This window comes from Candidatus Pelagibacter sp. Uisw_121, from assembly GCF_047722545.1.
Classification (GTDB): Bacteria; Pseudomonadota; Alphaproteobacteria; order Pelagibacterales; family Pelagibacteraceae; genus Pelagibacter.
Map to the genome: position 1 here is coordinate 270,520 of NZ_CP159816.1, position 19,230 is coordinate 289,749.

23 protein-coding genes are annotated in these 19,230 nt (G+C 28.8%); 5 read left to right on the plus strand and 18 right to left on the minus strand.

Features of this window, described 5'->3' with window-relative positions:
• Positions 1–12: 12 nt before the first annotated feature.
• Positions 13–513, plus strand: a complete 501-nt coding sequence (gene moaB, locus ABXT52_RS01480; protein ID WP_415272125.1) for a molybdenum cofactor biosynthesis protein B — start codon at positions 13–15, stop codon at positions 511–513.
• On the opposite strand, the gene ABXT52_RS01485 is transcribed toward moaB, so the two are convergent.
• The 7 genes from ABXT52_RS01485 to ABXT52_RS01515 form a co-directional block, all read right to left on the minus strand.
• Complete coding sequence (locus ABXT52_RS01485) at positions 514–759, minus strand: DUF1244 domain-containing protein (protein ID WP_415272126.1); 246 nt, start codon at positions 757–759, stop codon at positions 514–516.
• A gap of 65 nt (positions 760–824) precedes the next feature.
• The gene (locus tag ABXT52_RS01490) at positions 825–1,271 is read right to left on the minus strand and encodes a molybdopterin synthase catalytic subunit (protein WP_415272127.1); all 447 of its coding nucleotides are present in this window, start codon (positions 1,269–1,271) and stop codon (positions 825–827) included.
• Positions 1,271–1,540 (minus strand): molybdopterin biosynthesis protein MoeD, encoded by a 270-nt coding sequence (locus ABXT52_RS01495; RefSeq protein WP_415272128.1) that lies wholly within the window; start codon positions 1,538–1,540, stop codon positions 1,271–1,273. The genes ABXT52_RS01490 and ABXT52_RS01495 overlap by 1 nt, the downstream gene beginning before the upstream one ends.
• Positions 1,541–1,542: 2 nt before the next feature.
• Positions 1,543–2,088, minus strand: coding sequence for a cyclic pyranopterin monophosphate synthase MoaC (gene moaC, locus ABXT52_RS01500; protein WP_415272129.1), 546 nt, complete (start codon positions 2,086–2,088; stop codon positions 1,543–1,545).
• Positions 2,089–3,081, minus strand: a complete 993-nt coding sequence (gene moaA / locus ABXT52_RS01505) for a GTP 3',8-cyclase MoaA (protein WP_415272130.1) — start codon at positions 3,079–3,081, stop codon at positions 2,089–2,091.
• A 6-nt stretch (positions 3,082–3,087) separates the two neighbouring features.
• Positions 3,088–3,573: a YajQ family cyclic di-GMP-binding protein gene (locus ABXT52_RS01510; protein WP_415272131.1), complete on the minus strand. Its 486-nt coding sequence runs from the start codon at positions 3,571–3,573 to the stop codon at positions 3,088–3,090.
• 123 nt (positions 3,574–3,696) lie between these two features.
• A complete protein-coding gene (locus ABXT52_RS01515; RefSeq protein WP_415272132.1) occupies positions 3,697–4,383 on the minus strand; it encodes a uracil-DNA glycosylase in 687 nt (228 codons plus the stop codon).
• A 130-nt stretch (positions 4,384–4,513) separates the two neighbouring features.
• On the opposite strand from ABXT52_RS01515, the gene ABXT52_RS01520 reads away from it, so the two are divergent.
• Entirely contained in the window at positions 4,514–4,717 is a 204-nt protein-coding gene (locus ABXT52_RS01520) for a SlyX family protein (RefSeq protein ID WP_415272133.1), read from the plus strand.
• A 16-nt stretch (positions 4,718–4,733) separates the two neighbouring features.
• Positions 4,734–5,915: an NAD(P)/FAD-dependent oxidoreductase gene (locus tag ABXT52_RS01525; RefSeq protein ID WP_415272134.1), complete on the plus strand. Its 1,182-nt coding sequence runs from the start codon at positions 4,734–4,736 to the stop codon at positions 5,913–5,915.
• 24 nt (positions 5,916–5,939) lie between these two features.
• On the opposite strand, the gene ABXT52_RS01530 is transcribed toward ABXT52_RS01525, so the two are convergent.
• The 11 genes from ABXT52_RS01530 to rpsF all read right to left on the minus strand — a co-directional run bounded on the left by ABXT52_RS01530 (position 5,940) and on the right by rpsF (position 17,460).
• Positions 5,940–7,262 (minus strand): MFS transporter, encoded by a 1,323-nt coding sequence (locus ABXT52_RS01530; RefSeq protein ID WP_415272135.1) that lies wholly within the window; start codon positions 7,260–7,262, stop codon positions 5,940–5,942.
• 58 nt (positions 7,263–7,320) lie between these two features.
• A complete protein-coding gene (locus ABXT52_RS01535) occupies positions 7,321–8,181 on the minus strand; it encodes a DMT family transporter (protein ID WP_415272136.1) in 861 nt (286 codons plus the stop codon).
• The gene (gene gshB / locus ABXT52_RS01540; RefSeq protein ID WP_415272137.1) at positions 8,178–9,107 is read right to left on the minus strand and encodes a glutathione synthase; all 930 of its coding nucleotides are present in this window, start codon (positions 9,105–9,107) and stop codon (positions 8,178–8,180) included. The genes ABXT52_RS01535 and gshB overlap by 4 nt, the downstream gene beginning before the upstream one ends.
• Positions 9,097–10,392 carry a glutamate--cysteine ligase gene (locus ABXT52_RS01545; protein WP_415272138.1) on the minus strand — a complete coding sequence of 432 codons (1,296 nt, stop codon included), beginning with the start codon at positions 10,390–10,392 and terminating at the stop codon, positions 9,097–9,099. The genes gshB and ABXT52_RS01545 overlap by 11 nt, the downstream gene beginning before the upstream one ends.
• Positions 10,393–10,473: 81 nt before the next feature.
• A complete protein-coding gene (gene purF, locus ABXT52_RS01550) occupies positions 10,474–11,955 on the minus strand; it encodes an amidophosphoribosyltransferase (RefSeq protein ID WP_415272139.1) in 1,482 nt (493 codons plus the stop codon).
• Positions 11,909–12,454 (minus strand): CvpA family protein, encoded by a 546-nt coding sequence (locus ABXT52_RS01555; RefSeq protein ID WP_415272140.1) that lies wholly within the window; start codon positions 12,452–12,454, stop codon positions 11,909–11,911. Before ABXT52_RS01555 ends, purF begins: the two co-directional genes overlap by 47 nt.
• 7 nt (positions 12,455–12,461) lie before the next feature.
• On the minus strand, positions 12,462–14,846 hold the full coding sequence (locus tag ABXT52_RS01560; RefSeq protein ID WP_415272141.1) for an efflux RND transporter permease subunit: 2,385 nt from the start codon (positions 14,844–14,846) through the stop codon (positions 12,462–12,464).
• Between the two features lie 21 nt (positions 14,847–14,867).
• Positions 14,868–16,286 carry a replicative DNA helicase gene (locus ABXT52_RS01565; RefSeq protein ID WP_415272142.1) on the minus strand — a complete coding sequence of 473 codons (1,419 nt, stop codon included), beginning with the start codon at positions 16,284–16,286 and terminating at the stop codon, positions 14,868–14,870.
• A 67-nt stretch (positions 16,287–16,353) separates the two neighbouring features.
• A complete protein-coding gene (rplI, locus tag ABXT52_RS01570; RefSeq protein WP_415272143.1) occupies positions 16,354–16,812 on the minus strand; it encodes a 50S ribosomal protein L9 in 459 nt (152 codons plus the stop codon).
• The gene (gene rpsR / locus ABXT52_RS01575) at positions 16,813–17,025 is read right to left on the minus strand and encodes a 30S ribosomal protein S18 (protein WP_415272507.1); all 213 of its coding nucleotides are present in this window, start codon (positions 17,023–17,025) and stop codon (positions 16,813–16,815) included.
• A 69-nt stretch (positions 17,026–17,094) separates the two neighbouring features.
• Positions 17,095–17,460 (minus strand): 30S ribosomal protein S6, encoded by a 366-nt coding sequence (rpsF, locus tag ABXT52_RS01580; protein ID WP_415272144.1) that lies wholly within the window; start codon positions 17,458–17,460, stop codon positions 17,095–17,097.
• A gap of 86 nt (positions 17,461–17,546) precedes the next feature.
• On the opposite strand from rpsF, the gene fabD reads away from it, so the two are divergent.
• Together fabD and fabG are read left to right on the plus strand one after the other, a co-directional pair.
• The gene (gene fabD, locus ABXT52_RS01585; RefSeq protein WP_415272145.1) at positions 17,547–18,491 is read left to right on the plus strand and encodes an ACP S-malonyltransferase; all 945 of its coding nucleotides are present in this window, start codon (positions 17,547–17,549) and stop codon (positions 18,489–18,491) included.
• The gene (gene fabG / locus ABXT52_RS01590) at positions 18,472–19,209 is read left to right on the plus strand and encodes a 3-oxoacyl-ACP reductase FabG (protein ID WP_415272146.1); all 738 of its coding nucleotides are present in this window, start codon (positions 18,472–18,474) and stop codon (positions 19,207–19,209) included. Before fabD ends, fabG begins: the two co-directional genes overlap by 20 nt.
• The last annotated feature ends 21 nt before the right edge of the window (positions 19,210–19,230 follow it).

Here is a 19,230-nt window from a genome sequence, read left to right on the forward strand (position 1 = left end):
TGTTACAAAATTATGAAAGTTAATATAGCTATTTTAACAGTAACAGACACTAGAACCTTTGAAAATGATAAGTCGGGCGCTATTTTGGTGAAAAAAATTGAAGAAGCTTCACATAATTTAATTGATAGAAAAATTTGTAAAGATGAAAAAGAAGAAATTAAAGAGATTTTAAAAGATTGGATTAATCAAAAAGAAATTGATGTAATTATTACTACTGGAGGAACAGGCCTCACTGGAAGAGATATTACACCGGAGGCAGTTAATGATATAGCTGATAAACATATTCCAGGTTTTGGAGAAGTTTTTAGAACTATAAGTTTAAAAACAGTCGGAACTTCATCTATTCAATCGAGAGCTTGTGCAGTTCTTGCAAATGGTAAGTATGTTTTTGCTTTACCAGGTTCTTCAGGTGGAGTTACAGATGCATGGGATGGAATATTAAAACATCAATTAGACATCAATCATAAACCATGTAATTTTGTGGAATTATTTCCCAGGCTTAAAGAAAAATAATTATTTCTGATATTTTTCTTTCCATTCAGAATAAGGCATTCCATAGACATGCTCTCTTGCTTCTAGATCAGATATTTTAACCCCTTTTTTATCAGCTTCTTCCTTATACCATTTAGATAAACAATTTCTGCAAAATCCTGAAAGATTCATTAGGTCTATATTTTGAACATCTTTTCGGTCTCTTAAATGATTTATTAATCTTTCAAATGTTGCAGATTGTAGTTCTTGGTTTGTTTTGTTATCCATTATTTTATTTTTAATAAAGCTTACAATTTTTGATTAATAAGTAAATATTAAAGTAAAAATGTAAATTATTCAGCTTGAATTGGATTGCCTTCTAACCACTCACTATCTTCATTTTCATAATGTTCTTTTTTCCAAATAGGTGTTTTTTTTTTTATTTCTTCAATAAAAAACCTTGATAATTCGTATGCTTGATCCCTATGCTTACATGCTACAGCAATTACAATACTTACGTCCCCAAGAAGCACATGACCCTTAATATGTTCTATAAATACAGCCTGATTATCAAATTTGAATTTTGTTAATGAGTTTTGATATATCTCTTCTAAACTTTTAATCACCATTGGGTCATGACTATCATATGTCATACCAACTACTTTTTTGTTATTATTTAAGTTTCTAACTGTTCCAACAAAATAAATTGATGCTCCGTATTTACTAGATGCAATAAATTTTTCAGCATTCGAAAGTTCTATTTTTTTTTTTTTAATATCTATAATTTTTGCATGCAACATTATCCACCTCCTATTGGAGGTATAATTCCTATTTTTTGATCTTTAATAATTTTATAATTATCGTCAATGATATTGTTATCTTCAGAACAAAAAGCAGAATTTTCTACTATTTTTTTAAAACTATCATTTCCTTTAAAATTTTTATTTAGATACTGAATAATTTCTTTTCTTAAATCTTTGATTTTAATTTTTTCTTTAATATCAAATTCTAAGAAATTTTTATTACTAAAATCTTTGCTTGCACCAAATAGTTCAAGTTTAATTTTCATGATTAGAAAATATTTTGTAAAAACTCTGGTAGGCCATCAGGATTTGTCCACAAACCACTTTTTCCACCCTCTTTAATCAGTAGTTTAACATTATCAATTCTAAGATGTGGATTTATGATTTTGCTTAGATCATAGATTGTGATTAAAGCAGCATTTACACCCATAATAGCTTCCATCTCAACACCAGTCTTTGCAACAGCAGATACGACACAAAAAGCCTCTATGGAGCTATCATCCTCATGCATAATAATTTTTGTTGCAGTATGATCTATTGGAAGTGGGTGACATAATGGAATTAACTCACTTGTCTTTTTAACACCTAGAACTGCCGATACCTCAGCTAAGGTAATAGGGTCACCTTTAGGCATTTCTTTATTTTTAATTAAACTAAAAACTTCTTTTCCAACATAAATTTTCCCAGAAGCTAAAGCTCTTCTAAATGTCTCTTTTTTAGATGACACGTCAATCATATTAAATGAATTCTTTTTAAAAACTTCTTCAGCCCAGTCTTTTAATTTTTCATCATTTATAATTTTTAAATTTTTCATTTATCCTCCAGTACTTGATAAATTTGGAGTAATTCCAGTTTCTCCAAGCTCTAAATAATGAGACTCTTTTTTGAGATGTAATTGCTTTATTATAAGATCAACAAGTTCATCTTTTTGTGCATCATCTTGTAACAGATGTCTGATACTAACCCCAGTATTTCCAAATAAACATAATCTTAAATCACCTCTAGATGTAATTCTTAATCTATTGCATGTTTTGCAAAAACCTTTAGAGTAAGGAGCGATTAACCCAAATTTACCCTCAAATTCAGGATGTATAAAATTTAATGAAGGACCGGCATCTTTACCAAATGTTTGAGATATCCATTTATTTTTTTCTAAATAATCTTTGAATATTTTTGAAGAAACATGGTTTTTTTTGAAATAATCTAAATTATCACCAGTTTGCATCAATTCTATAAATCTAAAGTCAATTTTGTTATTTTTTATAAAGTTTCCAAATTTTTCAAATTCTTCATGGGTGTCATTAATACCCTTAAGTAAAACGGCATTAACTTTTATATTATTAAAACCTAGTTTTTGTAAAATATTTATGCCTTCTAGAATTTCATTAAGTCTGTCATGTCCTGTTAATTTTTTAAAAGTTTCTCTATTTAAGGTGTCAATACTAATATTTATTCCATCCAAACCAGTTTCATACAATTGTTTTGCAATTTTATTCAAACGATAACCATTAGTTGTCATTGTGACTTTAGGTATATTAGAATTTTGCTTCATATCCTTAAGGATATAAAAAAAATCTTTTCTAACAGTTGGCTCTCCACCAGTTAATCGAATTTTACAAACACCTAACTCAGATAAAGCTTTCGTTAATCTAGATATTTCTTCTGCAGACATAAAACTTCTAGTGTCACCTGGATTTTTTTTATATCCTTCAGGTAAGCAATAGGTGCATTTAAAGTTACATACATCTGTAATTGAAAGTCTTATGTAAGGAAATTTTCTACCAAATGTATCTTGAAGTTTCATCATATGAAATTAATCTCTAAAGTTTACAAACTCAATTGGGAGACCAATATCAATAGCCTCTATTGTAGATATAGCCTCTTGAAGATCATCTCTCTTTTTCCCTTCAGCTCTTAACTCTTCTCCTTGAATTTTAATTTGAATCTTAAGTTTTAGTTTTTTTATATCAGTAATAATTTTTTTAGCATTTTCTTGGCTAATGCCTTCGGCTAATTCACTTACTTGCCTGATTGATGTACCTGCAGCATTTTCTGAATTTTTGATATTCATTACTCTTGGATCTACTTTTCTTCTTACAAGATGAATTTGCAGTAGTTCATTTACTTGCTTTAACTTTAATTCATCTGGTGCAAGTGTAGTGATTGTCTTATCTTTTCTTTCAATTGAAATATTAAGTCCTTTAAAATCATAACGGTTACCAATTTCTCTTAAACAATTAGCTAGAGCATTATCAAACTCTGGATAATTAATTTTACTTATTACATCGAATGAAGGCATAATTTTTTTATTATATACAATAATGTATTTTTTAGTTAGGGCAATCTTCTTTAGTATTAATGCCAAGTTAACAAAAGTTAATAGAATTGGCTGTATAAATCTTAATATTTCAAACGAAATAATTTAAGACAAATTTTTGCTTAATTTTGAGATCTTTTTAAATAATGATACCATTTTTTTTTCATTAATTCTTCCAGTATTAACATTTCTAGGACTAGGGTGATAGCAACCAATAATTTTCATATCATTAGGTAATTTATAAATAGAACCATGACTAAATTTTAATCTTTCTTTAAAGTCATATTTTTTTTTAAAAAAATATATGCAAGCATCAAAACCAATTTTACCCAAAGCTATTATAATTTTTACATTTTTTAAAAGTTCGAATTCTTGTTTTAAGAATATAAAACAATTGTCCAATTCAATTTTTTCTGGTTTATCTTGTGGAGGCACACACTTTAAAGCTGTCGTAATATAGGTGTTATAAATTTTTAACCCATCATTAACATGATTGGAATTACTCTGGTTAGAAATTTTAGCTTTATAGAGACATTTATATAAAAAATCTGAAGATTTATCTCCTGTAAAAACTCTACCTGTTCTTGTCCCTCCATGAGCGGCTGGTGCAAGTCCTACAATAAGAATTTTTGCATTTATGTCACCAAAACCCGTAATAGGTTTCCCCCAATAAGTTTCATTGATATATTGCTTTCTTTTTGTATTAGAGATTTTTTTTCTAAACTTTACTAATCTTAGACATTTTGAACAATTTATTATTGATTTATTTAATTTTTCAAATTTAGTAGACATAAAAAAATAATTAAGAAAATAATTTACAGTTTTTTTTATTTTACTTTACACTTTACTTGATTTTTTTTATTATTCTTAAATCACTCATTTATCTTAAATATATCTAATGGTATACAAAATGTATATTTATATGGATAATTTTATTAAAAAGTTAGAAGAACAAGTGGCTTTTCTACAAGATGAAGTTTCACAAATAAGTGGTGAAGTATATTCTCAACAAAAAGAAGTGTCAGTTTTAAAAAAACAAATTTTAAATCTTGAAAAAAGAATTAATGAATTAGAGAGTGATGATGCAGGCATGGTTGTGATTGATAAAAAACCTCCTCATTATTAAATTGTATAATAAATCCATGACAGAAAAATATGATGTTATTATAGTAGGAGCGGGAGCTGCTGGCATGATGAGTGCTATAGAGGCAGGTAAACGTGGACGAAAAGTTCTTTTAGTTGATCATGCAAAAAAGATAGGTGAAAAAATTAGAATATCAGGTGGTGGAAGATGTAATTTTACAAACATACACACTAATCCAAATAAATTTATTTCAAATAATCCTAAATTTGTAATTTCAGCTTTAAAACGATACACACAAAATGATTTTATAAGTTTGATAAAAAAACATAACATTAAATTTCATGAAAAAAAATTAGGTCAACTTTTTTGTGATGAGAGTGCACAGCAAATTATTGATATGTTGCTCTTAGAATGTGAGATTGCAAATGTCACTTTAAAAAAAGAAACAATAATTGCCAATGTTAATAAAAGAGATGAAAAATATTCAGTATTAGTTGATTCTGATGAGTATTTAAGTGAGTCATTAATTATTGCAACAGGTGGTTTATCCGTCCCAAAAATTGGAGCAAGTAAATTTGGTTACGATATTGCTCAAAAATTTGGGTTAAAAGTTATTAAAACATTACCTGCGTTAGTTCCTTTAACTTTTAATGAAAAAATATTAGCAATTTGTAAAGAGCTTACTGGATTATCTCTTGAAGCAGTTGTTTCATTTAAAAAAACTTTTTTTGAGGAAGGAATGTTATTTACTCACAGAGGTTTGAGTGGACCTTCTGTATTGCAAATTTCATCATACTGGAAATTAGGAGATAATATTAAGATCAATTTGTCTCCAAAACTAGAGGTCAAAAAATTTTTAAATGATAGAAAAATCTCTAACCCTAAACAAGATATAAGTATTATAGTTTCGGAAATCCTTCCTAGACGACTAGCTCATATAATCTGTAATGAAAATAATGTTAGTGGAAATATATGTGAATTATCAAATAAAATATTAGGTGGTTTGAGTAATTCTATAAATGACTGGTCTATAAATCCAACTGGATCTGAGGGCTATAGAACAGCAGAAGTTACTTTGGGTGGTGTTGATACTGAAGAAATTTCATCAAAAACAATGATGTCAAAGAAACATCCAGGGTTATATTTTATTGGAGAAGTAGTAGATGTTACTGGCCACTTAGGCGGTTATAATTTTCAGTGGGCATGGTCTTCCGGATATGTGGCAGGCCAATATGCTTAAAGACTTGTTGCTGGTGGAATTATATCAATTTTTTTTGTACTCAACACCTTTTCTATCCAATATTTCTTTTACTTTATCAGAATAAGGTTCATCAATATGTTCAGTAGTTGGATTTAATTCGATTCCAGCGGGTGTGATAGTAGATGGCATAGCAACGAATTGAGAATCGGGGTTTTCAACTGTTTGTCTAACTCTCATTCTATAAATACCAAATAGTCCAATCAAAGCATGAAAGAAAAATAAAAATATAAAAAAACCATTTGAGCCAACAATATTCATAAATACTGAACAAAGGAATGGACCACTCATAGCACCCAATCCAAATGTAAACTGTATACCAGCTCCAGCTGCTACAAATTTTTCCTTTGGTATATAATCATTAGTGTGTGCACAAATCAAAGAGAACATTGGTAAGCTACAAATTGAAAATAAAATTAAAAAAATAAAAAACCAAGTCTTATTTGTTGCAAGATCGCCTGGAAGATACATTTGTCTTGAAGCTAACATTGTAAGAAGTGCAAATATAGCAGCACCAAAAGTTGAAAAAACAATTACTTTTCTCCTGTCAAATTTATCAGAAAGTTTTCCAATAGGAAATTGTGAAATAGCCCCAGAAACTGCCAATAAAAAAGTTACAAGAGATATTTCAAATATAGTAAAATTCATTGAAGCAGCATACACAGCCAATAATGTAAATAATGCTGATTGTATAGTTCCATAAAAAAGAGAACTCACCATTCCAAATGGTGAAGTTTCATAAAGTTCTTTTAAAGGCATGCTTTTAATCTTTATAAATGTAGGTGGTTTTTTTTTAGTTAAGAGAATAGGTATAAGTGCAACAGATGTAAGAATTGAAATTAATATAAAGGGTTGATAATTCTCAGGTCTACTAAAGTTTAGTAAAAACATTCCTATACCCATTGAGCCATATAAAATAACCATATATATGGATAAAACACTTCCTCTATTTTTATTGCTTGACCTATCATTTAACCAACTTTCAGCAACTGTATAAATACAAACCATACTTATTCCAGTTAAAACTCTTAAAAAAAACCAAACATAAGGATTAACAAAGATAGAGTGAACCAAAATAATTAAAGATGCTAAAGATGCAAAAGCTGCAAACACTCTTATATGACCAACCCTAGATATAAGAGTGGGAATTGTTGAAGCACCAATAAAGTATCCAACAAAATACCCAGACATCATAAAGCCAGTTGCTGCAAGACTGAATTCTTCTTGAACAGCTCTTACTCCTAGGAGTGAACCTTGAAATCCATAGGCCATCATTAAAAAGCCTATACCTAAAAATAATGCCCAAGAATTCTTTAAAACTTTATTCATAAAATTGACCGTACTTATTTGTGATCTAAATGTAAATCAAGTCTTAATTGTGATTAAATTAAGAATTCTTAAATTTCATAAATGAGTGGATTGCAATGGCTGTGATGATAACAGCACCACCTTGCATAGTTTCAAGACTAGGTTGCTCCTTAATAATCATCCATACCCAAATAGGACCAATTATAGTCTCTAATAAAAAAAACAAGTTCACTTCAGCTGCAGGTATGAATCTTGGAGCTATAGTGACTAGCACAAAAGGTATAGCAACACACATAATACACATTAAAGGAACAATAATTAGGTCGCTATCCACCAGTGCAAAACTTTCAATGAACAGAAGTGCAAACATCGCTACTATTAACTTACCAACAACTGCTGCTGGAATTAAGTTTTTATCCTTTGCAGATCTAATAATAACAGCACCTACAGCTAAACCTAAAGCAGTTATTAAGCCTAATATATCTCCAAAAAAGTTACCTAATTGTATTGAATCGTAGAATATATAAATAGCAGCTGTAAAAGTTACAAATATTGTAATCCATGTTTTTCTATCAGGTAATTCTTTTAAAAATATTGCTCCAAGTATTGCAGACAACATAGGAGCCATTGCAATCATAACCAATGTATTTGCAACATTGGTATTTTGTATTGAAACAACAAAAGTAATATTGGTTACAGAAAAAGTACCAATATAAAGCAGGCCATGATAGCCACTTGAAAAAAGCATTTTAAAGAAATTTAATTTGTAAATTAATAACATTCCTAAAAATACAGTGATGAAAGGAATAAGACCTCGATAAAAAACAAGCCCCCAAGTATCAACATTAGAAAGTCTTATAAATAAGCTGTCAGGGGTAATGAACATTACCGCAACAAATGCGAGTAAAGATCCTTTTTGTTGTTCGGATAAATTGCTCAAGCTTTTAAGCCTTTCCAAAATACTTTTGCAAGATTAATATTTGTAAGGTCATAAAAAGATTTTAATCCAGTAGGAGAAGTTACATTAATATCTCCATTTAATTTTTGGTCAATAAAATCAATACCAGAAAAGTAGACATCATTTTTTTTAAGATTTTTACCAATTAGATTTGAAATTTTATTTTCTATTTTGGTTAACCTAACAGGAATGGGTATGGCTCCTTTACTCATATTGCTTAAAAAGGATCCTTTTTTTGGAACTCTAGAGATAGCACCGCAAACTTTGCCATTAATTATAAAAACTCTTTTATCTCCAAACTTAATTTTTGGTAAAAACTTTTGACACATAATATGTCCATGTTTTCTTATGAAATTTGTAACTAATTTAGCATTTATTTTATTTTGAAATAAGTGAATATCATTCCCACTAAAGCTATGAATAGGTTTTATAATCATTTTTTTATTTTTAGAAAAAAATTTATTAATTTCATTCATATCTTTTGTGAAAATTGTATCTGGCATATATTTTTGAAAAGATGCTGAGTATAGTTTTTCAGAAATATTTCTAATAGATGTTGGATTGTTAATAATTTTAACTTTATTTTTTATCTTATCTAATATGTAAGTTGTTGAAATATATTCTAAATTAAAAGGGGGATCTTGACGTATCAAAATATACTTACATTTAGTAAGTTCTATTTTCTGATGGCGTAATATTTTAAAAAAACGTTTGTCTGAATAATTAAACTCCAAGTAATATCCGTTAGCTACGACCTTATCATTGATTATTGAAAGGTCTTTTGGCTCGTAATAAAAAATTTTGTATTTTAATCTTTGTGCTTCAATGGCTAGAAATATACTAGTATCAGTTAGAGGTTTTAATTCTGAAGGGTGATTACCTTGAATTGCAACTATCTTATTTGTCATATAAATCGTTTAAATTTTCATTCTTAGAAAATTTATCTATCATATGATCTGCGTTTGTTGTCCTTTTATCAATCAGTTTATCTAGATGATTTAAAAACTTAGCCTCATTATCATTAGATTTACTCAAAATATCTCTGTTTAATAATCCTTTTCTAGAAATACCAAGGAGCAAGGATGACCAATGTAATAGATCTTTTCCCATCAACTCAGTGTTAAAACCTTTTTTAGGTGCTTCTAGGTACGCATTAATTATTTTATTTTTATCCCACTTAGAAACTAATTCGTAAGCCTCATCCAAGTTGCCATATAAAATTCCAGTATTAAAAGCAGGTCCAGAACACAAACAGTCCCAGCCACAAGTATCCATTGATCTTAATTCTATATATTTCTTAAGTCTATTTTCTGTAAAAATTGTGCTTAGGTGAGTGGTTAAATCGTCTTCAGTTGGAAGCCTGTTGTTAATTTCACTAATTTTCCCATTCATGAAATCAGAAAATGAATAACCACTTCCTGATAAGTATTCTTTTTCGTTTTGAATAAATAATAAAGGAAAGTTTATTGAAAAATCTGCATATTTTTCAAAATCCATATTATCAAAAAATACTTCAGGTAAACCTCCTCTAGATGTTTCTTGCCAAACTTTAGATCGATAAGAGCTGTAACCACTATTTTTCTTTTCAACAATTGAAGAATTTGCAAATAGTGCAATAGATATAGGAACTATAGAATTTATTATCTTAAACTTTTTAATAAAATCTTTTTCTGAGTCATAATCTAAATTAAGTTGTGTGCCACAGGTCCTATACATCATGTCTAAGCTTAAAGAACCACCATTAGGCATATCTTTAGTCATTACTTGATATCTTTGTTTTGGATTATTTGGAACCTCCTTAAGACTTGAAATAGGATCAAAACCAGCGCTAACAATTTTTAAATTTAACTTTTTAGTTACTTGCTGCAACTCAAACAAGTAATCATGAGATTCAGCACAAGCCTCATGAATATTGTTTAATTTATCTCCTGATAATTCAATTTGATTTCCAGGTTCTAGGGTGATGCTTTTTCCTTGTTTCTGCAACCCGATAATATTTTCTTTTTCTATTATTGGCTTCCATCCAAATTCACTTAGTAGTGAAAACATTTTAAGGACAGTAGGGTAGTCTACTCTTTTGTTTGTTTTTTCATTAAATAAAAATTTTTCATGTTCAATACCTATTTTAAAATTTTTAATATCTTTAATTCCAGATTCAAAATATTTGATTATGTGCTCTTTGTGAGTGATCATTAATTTATATATAAGGGTTTAATGTTCATTTTAAAGTCTTTATGTTCAGACTTTCTTTATGAGAATTATATGATGGTTAATTTAGTTATTCGAAGCAGTACTTAGCAATGATAATTGAGTAATTTTATCATCACCCAGCTCGTCTATAGGCTTAACAGGATATTCACCTGTAAAATAATGATCAGTTAATTGAGGGTACGTGTTGTTACGTTTTTCAAATCCTATTGCTTTATACAAACCCTCAAGAGATAAAAAATCTAAAGATTTAGCACCTATATATTCACAAATTTCATCATTTGTTTTATTAGCAGCCAATAACTCTTTTTTAGTTGGTGTGTCTACTCCATAAAAGTCTGGATATCTAATTTCTGGACAAGCAATTTTAACATGAACCTCTTTTGCACCAGCGTCATAAAGCATTTTAACAATTTTATGTGAAGTTGTTCCTCTAACTAAAGAATCATCTATTAAAATAATTCTTTTATCTTTTATTGTAGATTGATTAGCGTTTAATTTTAATTTAACACCTAAGCTTCTAATCTTTTGACTGGGCTCAATAAAAGTTCTTCCAACATAATGATTTCTAATTAAACCTAATTCAAAATTAATTCCTAAGTGTTGAGCAAATCCAAGTGCTGCAGCATTTCCTGAGTCTGGCACGGGAACTACAATGTCAGCTTTAATTTTATTTTCTTTAGCAAGCTCTATTCCTAAGTTTTTTCTATGCTCATAAGCTGATTTTCCATCTAATAAACTATCTGGTCTTGCAAAATAAATATATTCAAAAACACAAGGCCTAACTTTTCTTGGAGGGAAGGGCTTAAAACTTTTTAATTCATTGTTTTCAATCAAAACAATTTCACCATTTTCTACATCTCTTACGTACTTGGCTCCTATAATATCAAGTGCACAAGTTTCAGATGCCAAAACATAACTGTCTTTTATTTTACCAATAATTAAAGGCCGTATTCCATGTGGGTCCCTAACACCTATTAACGTGTTTTGTGTAAGCATAACCAATGCATAGCCACCTTGAATTTGAAATATAGCATCAATAACCTTATCAACAGTTTTGTTTCTTTTTGATTTTGCTATTAATTGAACAATTGTTTCGGTATCTGATGTTGTGTAAAAAATTGCTCCATCTTCAACCAATTTATTTCTAAGTGTAACAGAGTTAGTTAAATTTCCATTATGTGCAACACCAATACCACCCGCGTTAGTATCTGCAAAGAAAGGTTGGATATTTCTTAAAGTATTTTCACCAGTAGTGCTATATCTGTTATGACCTATAGCATATTTCCCAAGTAAATTTTTTAATACTTTTTCTTTGTTAAAATTGTCTCCAACCAAACCAAATCTTTTTTCTGAATGATATTTTTCTCCATCAAATGATACAATCCCACAACCTTCTTGACCTCGGTGCTGAAGTGCATGAAGACCCAATGCGGTTAGAGCAGCAGCATCATCACTGTTGCTTATACCAAATACACCACATTCTTCTTTAAGTTTTGAATTATAGTTCTTCAATTTTTTCTTTAGAATCTTGATAGTTTTTTTCATTTGGAAACTCTTTTAATAAATAATTACTACCTTTTTCTATGTATGGAAAGGCGTATGATTTATCAGTATTAATTGGCCATTTACTATAATTATACACAATATCTATAGCTGAAAATAAAAAAATACAGATTGCATAACTTCGAATAAATCCAAAGAATAACCCAAATAAAGAATCGAGTCTTCCTAGTCCGACAAATTTTACCGTCTTACTAATAGCTTTATTTGCAATTAGAATAATAAAGATAACTAGAACAAAAATAGTTATGCTAAGTGCAATATCCAAGACATATTCACTATCAATTATGTTTTTAAAATAAGGTTTAATTTTTGGAAAAAGTATTAAAGTTACAACATAAGCCAATAACCACTTTGAAGCTGATAATAAGCTTAAAACAAAACCTTTGTTGTAACACTTGATGACTGAAAAAAATGTAATGATTAGAAATATTAGATCTACTAAAGACACTGCTTGATAAAAGTCTTTTAAGGCATCAAGCATAATGATCTTATTTTCCGAATGGTTTACTTATTAAAATAAGAGAAGGCAGCAAAGTTAACACTGAAATCATCGCCAATAACATTGCTAAACCAGTAAACACACCAAAGTAAATTGTTGGTATGAATTTAGAAAAAACAAGAATTGAAAAACCAAAGACAATAGTTATTGAAGTATTTAGAATTGCAACACCCACTGTTGAGTGACAAATTTTTAGTGTTTTATTATAGTCTTTGTTTTTTAAAAACTCTTCTTTAAATCTATAAATATAATGAATGCTATTATCTACTGCTATCCCAATAGTAATTGCGGCAATAGTAATAGTCATCATATCAAGTGGTATTCCAAGCAGACCGATAATTCCTAAAATAAAGAAAGCTGCAATAAAATTAGGAACAACACCAATTAGAGATAGTTTAAAATTTCTAAATAAAATCATAAACATTGCAAAAATTCCAACCATTACTAAACCTAATGTGAGTATTTGAGACTTAAAAAGACTTTGGAGTAAATTATTAAACAAGATTAAAACACCCGCTAGTTTAAACTCTTCTTTGTTAAGCTTTAATTCATTTTCAAGGTCGTAATTTATTTGGTTTATTAAATCATTTCTTCTTAGACCTTCTTGTGAGTCAATAATTCTAAGACTTATCCTAGCTTCATTGTCCTTTATAGATATATAAGGATCTATAATATCTTTTTTTATACTTTCTGGAATTTTTGAATAAAGAACACCCATTTCTAAAGTCCCAAGAGGCTTGTTATTATTTAGCTGTGTAGCAACCTCAATAATCGAACTAAATGATAAAACTTTTCCAACCGCAGGAAGGCTATCCAAATAATTATGAACATTTTGAATTTTTTCAACTTTATCTTTAGTAAACCAGTATTTTTCATCATTTTTACCACCATCATCATCCCAGTTTTCAAACTCATCATCTTCCTTAGACTGTACAGCGACATTTTTAGGAAATTTCAATATAACTTCTAAAGGTGTAGTACCACCTAGTTTTTCATCAATAAGTTTCATGCCTTTATAGATTTCAGTATTCTTATTAAAATAATTTATAAAACTATTTTCAACTTCAAGCTTGCTTATCCCAACTATACTTAAGGCAACAACTAAACCTGTTACTAAAAAAATCATACTTTTATTGTTAATAGAAATTTTACCAAAAAAAGAAGTAATTTTAGAATCTGTATCTTCTTTAACCTTCACTTTATTGTTAGACATAAAACTTAGTAAAGTAGGGAGTAATGTAAATGTAATTATAAAAGAAGTTATCAATCCTAAAGTCATCATCCACCCGAAATCAATAATAGGTTTGATACCACTAAATACTAAAGATAGAAAAGCACATATAGTTGTAAGAACTGTGTAAATGATTGGCCAAAACATCTTATTAGTTGTCATTGAAATAATTTGTAAATTACCTAAGTTTGGAAAATCTTCTCTTAATTGTAGAAAACGGGTGCTCATATGAATATTCATTGCCATAGTTAAAATTAACATTAAAGCAATAAAGTTTGAGGATATAACGGTAACCTTCCAACCTAAAAGACCAAGTAGACCTGTCATAACTAAAACTGAAAAAAAGCAGCTACTAATTGGAACAATAATCCAAATTAGTTTTCTAAATATAAACCATAGAGTAGCAATAATAAATAAAAGAACTCCTAGACCAAAAATAATAATATCACTTTTAATAAATGACATCATATCATCTGTGATCATTGGAATACCTCCAAGGTATATTTTTCCAACATCTCCATAGCTTTTAATGATCTCTCTTATCTGAGTGATGTTTTCATGATTTTTTTTTTTTAAAATATCTTTATAATCTTCAATTTCTTGAACTGATTTATTTTCAATATTTTTTAATTCATCCTTTTTTATATAAACAATTATCCCACTTGTTTTACCATCTTCACTTATTACAAAATTTCTAAAAACTGGACTATTTAATATCTCTTTAAATCCTCTTTCAGTATCGACACCCTCATCTTTTAAAGTTTTAAAGCTTTCCAATCTTTCTTGAAGAGGAGCTTCTGAATTATTTAATAAAGGGATATCGAGTAGTGTAATAACGCTATGAACCCAATCTAAACTTTGGATTTTATATTTTAAACTTAAAAGATTGTTAATAGAAGACTCAGTTACCATCCCTTCATTAGGAGAATAAGTTAAGATTAAGAACTCTTTAGAACCATATCTTTCTGTGACTTCTTTTAAATATTCAAGATCAGGATCACCTTCAATTAATAGAGTATCAGATGAAGCATCTAGCCTAAAATCTTTAGAAAAATAACCAAAACTAAAAAGGGTAATTAATAATAGTACAAAAATTGATTTAGGATTTTTTAAAATAATATTTTGATAAAATAGAGACAGCATTCACAACTAATATATTGGATATTAGTTAATTTGAGTATCTTTAAATTTGGTAAACATTGCTTCAAATTCTACCATAACATTACCTGTTGGGCCGTGCCTTTGTTTTCCTATAATAAGTTCAGCTAAATTTGAAACTTCATTCATTTTTGCTTGCCATTCTGCATGTTCAACGGTTGCAGGTCTAGGTTCTTTTCTCTCCAGGTAATAGGCCTCTCTATATACAAACATTACAACATCTGCATCTTGTTCAATTGATCCAGATTCTCTTAAATCTGATAACTGAGGTTTATGATCATCTCTTTGTTCTACAGCTCTTGATAATTGTGAAAGTGCAATTACTGGAAGTTTAAGTTCTTTTGCCATTGCTTTAAGACCTTGAGTGATTTCAGAAATTTCTTGGACTCTTCCATCTCTATTGTTTCCTGATCCTCTCATTAATTGAATATAATCTACAACAATTAAATCCAGGCCAAATAATCTTTTAATACGTCTTGCTCTATTACTCATCGCAGCAATACTAATAGCTGGAGTTTCATCTATATATAGAGGAAGTTCAGATATATTTTTTGATGTTTCAATAAATTTATCAAACTGTTCATCAGAAATCCTTCCTCTTCTGATGTCATTAGATTTAATTCTAGATTGTTCTGCTAAAATTCTAGTCGATAACTGTTCTGAAGACATTTCAAGTGAAAAAAAAGCAACTGAAGATTTTTTTCCATTTTCTTGTAGTTTTTGCGCAGCATTAAAAGCTATATTTGTTGCTAACGCAGTTTTACCCATTGATGGACGCCCTGCAATAATAATTAAATCTGAATTATGAAGTCCACCTAATCTATCGTCTAAATCTCTTAATCCTGTTGGTACACCAACAATCCCTTCATCATTTTTATAAGCAGCTGAAGCCATCTCAATAGTTTGCTTCATTGCTTCATCAAATTTAACAAGGGATGAGTTAAAAGAGCCTTTTTCAGCTAGATCAAATAACAATCTTTCTGAATTTTCAATTATATTTTGTCCATTAACATCAAGTGCATTTAATTTTGCAGCGTCGATAGTATTTTCAGATATCTTAATTAGCTCTCTTCTTACAAACATATCATAAATTATTCTTGAATATTCTATTGCTTGTCTCGGAGGTGTAGAAAATTTTGTAACTTTTACCAAATATTCAGGAACATTTAATTCGTCTTTTTCATTTTCAAAATAATTTTTTAAAGTTATTGGGTTTGCGAGCATTCCTTTGTAAATTAAGCTCTCAATTGCTGAAAAAATACTTTGATGCATTGGATCATAAAAGTTTATACTAGAAACAATGGTATTTATCTCATCAAACGTTTCGTTTTGAACTAATATTGATCCAATTACAGCTTGCTCTGCTTCAATATTATTAGGAAGTTCTTTAAATGTGTCTTTAACTATACTTAGGTTGTTTTCCATAAACAAATCTTATCTCAAAAAAGATTTAAAAAAATAACAAATATGTGTTGGGGAAAAAATTGTATAATTATTGAATAGTCTCAGCAGTTACTACGTTAATAGTAATTTCAGATTCTATTTCAGAGTGTAAGATAATTTTTACTTTAAATTTACCAAGTGATTTAATTTCAGATATTGGCTGTATCATTGAGGGTTTGATATCCAATTTGTCATTTTCTAGTAATATTTTTGAAAGTTCAGTTGGTTTGACAGAGCCGTAAAGTTCTTTATTTTCTGTGCTTAGTTTTTTAATCTCATATTCTTTACCATTAATTTGTTCTGAAATTTTCTGAGCCTCTTTCTTTTTTTCGGCATCTTTTTTGCCTAATTCAGACTTTATTTTTTCAACCTCAGCAATATTTTCTTTTGAAGCATAGAGAGCTTTTTTATTAGAAATTAAATAGTTTCTAGCAAATCCTCTTTTTACATCTATGATTTCGCCAATAGATCCAATTCTTCTAAGGTTTTCTAAAAGTATAACTTTCATTTAAATTAAAGCTAAATTTCTAGCTCTCTTGATGGATAGAGAAAGTTCTCGTTGTTTTTTTTGTGAAACGTTTGTAATTCTTGATGGTAAGATTTTGCCATTTTCAGACATATATTTTTTTAATAATCTAATATTTTTATAATCAACTTCTGGTGCACCTTTTACTGAAAGTGGACAAGATTTTTTAAATTTATATTTATTTGGTTGGAAAATGCTTAGTTTTGCAAAGTTACTTTGACTACCTTTTTTTTTTATTTCCAGCTCTTTTTTTTGATGGCATAATTAATTTTTGTTATAATCTTTTTTGTAGTCTTTTTTTTCGTACTCATCCTTTTTTGAAAAATATTTTGCTTCTAAGTCAAATTTTTTAACTTTAACAGTCATGTATCTTAGAAGGTTTTTATCTATTACTTCATTTTTTTCTAGTTCTTTAATAATTTTACCAGCACCTTTGATTTTAAAGTGCATGTAGATACCTTTTTTATTTTTTTTGATAATATAAGCAAGGTTTAGCAAACCCCAGTCTTCAGTTTGTACTATTTCACCATCATTTTTCTCTACAATTTTAGAGTATTTGTCAGCTAAAGCTTTAACCTGAGCTGGACTAGTATCTTGTCTTGCAACAATAGTGTGTTCGTATAAATTCATAATTGTTCTTTAATAAAAAGTGAGGATATACTATTATAATTGTTGAATTACAACACTTAAAACCATAATAAAATTTAGATATTTAAATGTTTTCTGTTATTTTTCCTGGCCAAGGCTCACAATTAGTAGGAATGGGCAAAGACCTACATGATAAGTATAGATTAATTCAAGATTTATTCAAAGAAGCAGATGAAACACTTGGATTTTCTTTATCAACACTTATTCTTGGTGGTCCAAAAGAAGATTTAGATCTAACAGAAAACACTCAACCCGCAATATTTTTAATCAGCTACTCAATATTCAAACTTATTAAGCATGAATTTCAAATAGATCTAAACAAAGCAAATTTTTTTGCAGGGCATTCATTAGGAGAATATTCAGCTTTAAGTTCAGCTGGTTCACTATCGTTTTCGGATACTTTAAAGATACTAAAAATTAGAGGAAAAGCTATGCAGAATTCTGTGCCAAAAGGAATTGGTGGAATGGTAGCTGTTTTAGGTTCTGAAATTGAAATAGTGGAAAATATTATTAATGAAAATAAAGATAAATACGATTGCTATGTTGCAAATGATAATTCTTTTGGACAAATAGTACTAAGTGGTAAAATAGAAGATCTGGAAAAGATGATGATTGATTTAAAAGCTTTAAATATTAAAAATATAAAACTACCAGTTAGTGCGCCATTTCACTGCAAGCTAATGAACAAAGCAAAACTTATAATGAGTGAAGAATTAGCAAAACTAAACTTTAAAGCACCTTCAAATATTTTAATTTCTAATGTAACCGGAAAAGAAATATCAAATTCAAATGAACTAAGAGAATTACTGGTTAAACAAATTGAAAGTAGAGTTAGATGGCGTGAAAGCGTTATTCTGATGATTAAAAAAGGTGTTACTCAATTTATAGAAATAGGACCAGGTAAAGTGCTATCAGGCTTAGTAAAGAGAATTGATAAAAATGTTAAAGTTAGTGCAATAAATAACGAAGAAGATATAAAGTTACTAAATATAAATGAGCAGTTTGAAAGATAAAAATATTATAGTTACAGGTGCTTCTGGTGGAATTGGTAACTCTATAGTTGAGAAATTATACGAACAAGGTGCTAATGTGCTAGCCACAGGAACAAGGCTTGAAAAATTAGAAGAGTTAAATACAAAATTTAATAATATTAAAATTCTTAAATTTGACATTTCTCAACATGAAAAAATTGAAGAATTTATAAATAACGCTACAGAAATGTTAGGTGGCTCCCTTGATGGTGTGATTAATAATGCTGGGATTACAAAAGACAATCTCACAATTAGAATGAGTTTAGAGGAGTGGACTAAAGTAATAGATGTAAATTTAACTTCTACTTTCTTAATGTGTAAATATTCAATTAAAAAGATGCTTAAAAATAAATCAGGAAAGATTGTAAATATTACCTCCGTTGTAGGTCACACTGGTAACGTAGGACAAGCAAACTATACAGCATCTAAGGCAGGAATTGTTGCAATGTCAAAAAGTTTAGCAATTGAATATGCAAAAAAAAATATTAATATTAATTGCATATCACCTGGTTTTATAAGTACTGCTATGACAGACCAAATAGATGAAAAGTACAAAGAGGCTATAATAGCTAAAATTCCGTCAAATAAACTTGGTAAGCCAAAAGATATAGCAAATGCAGTAACATTCTTAAGTTCAGATCAGTCTGACTATATAAATGGAGAAACGATACATGTTAATGGAGGCATGTATTTGGGTTGACAAAATTCCTTTTTAAACTAT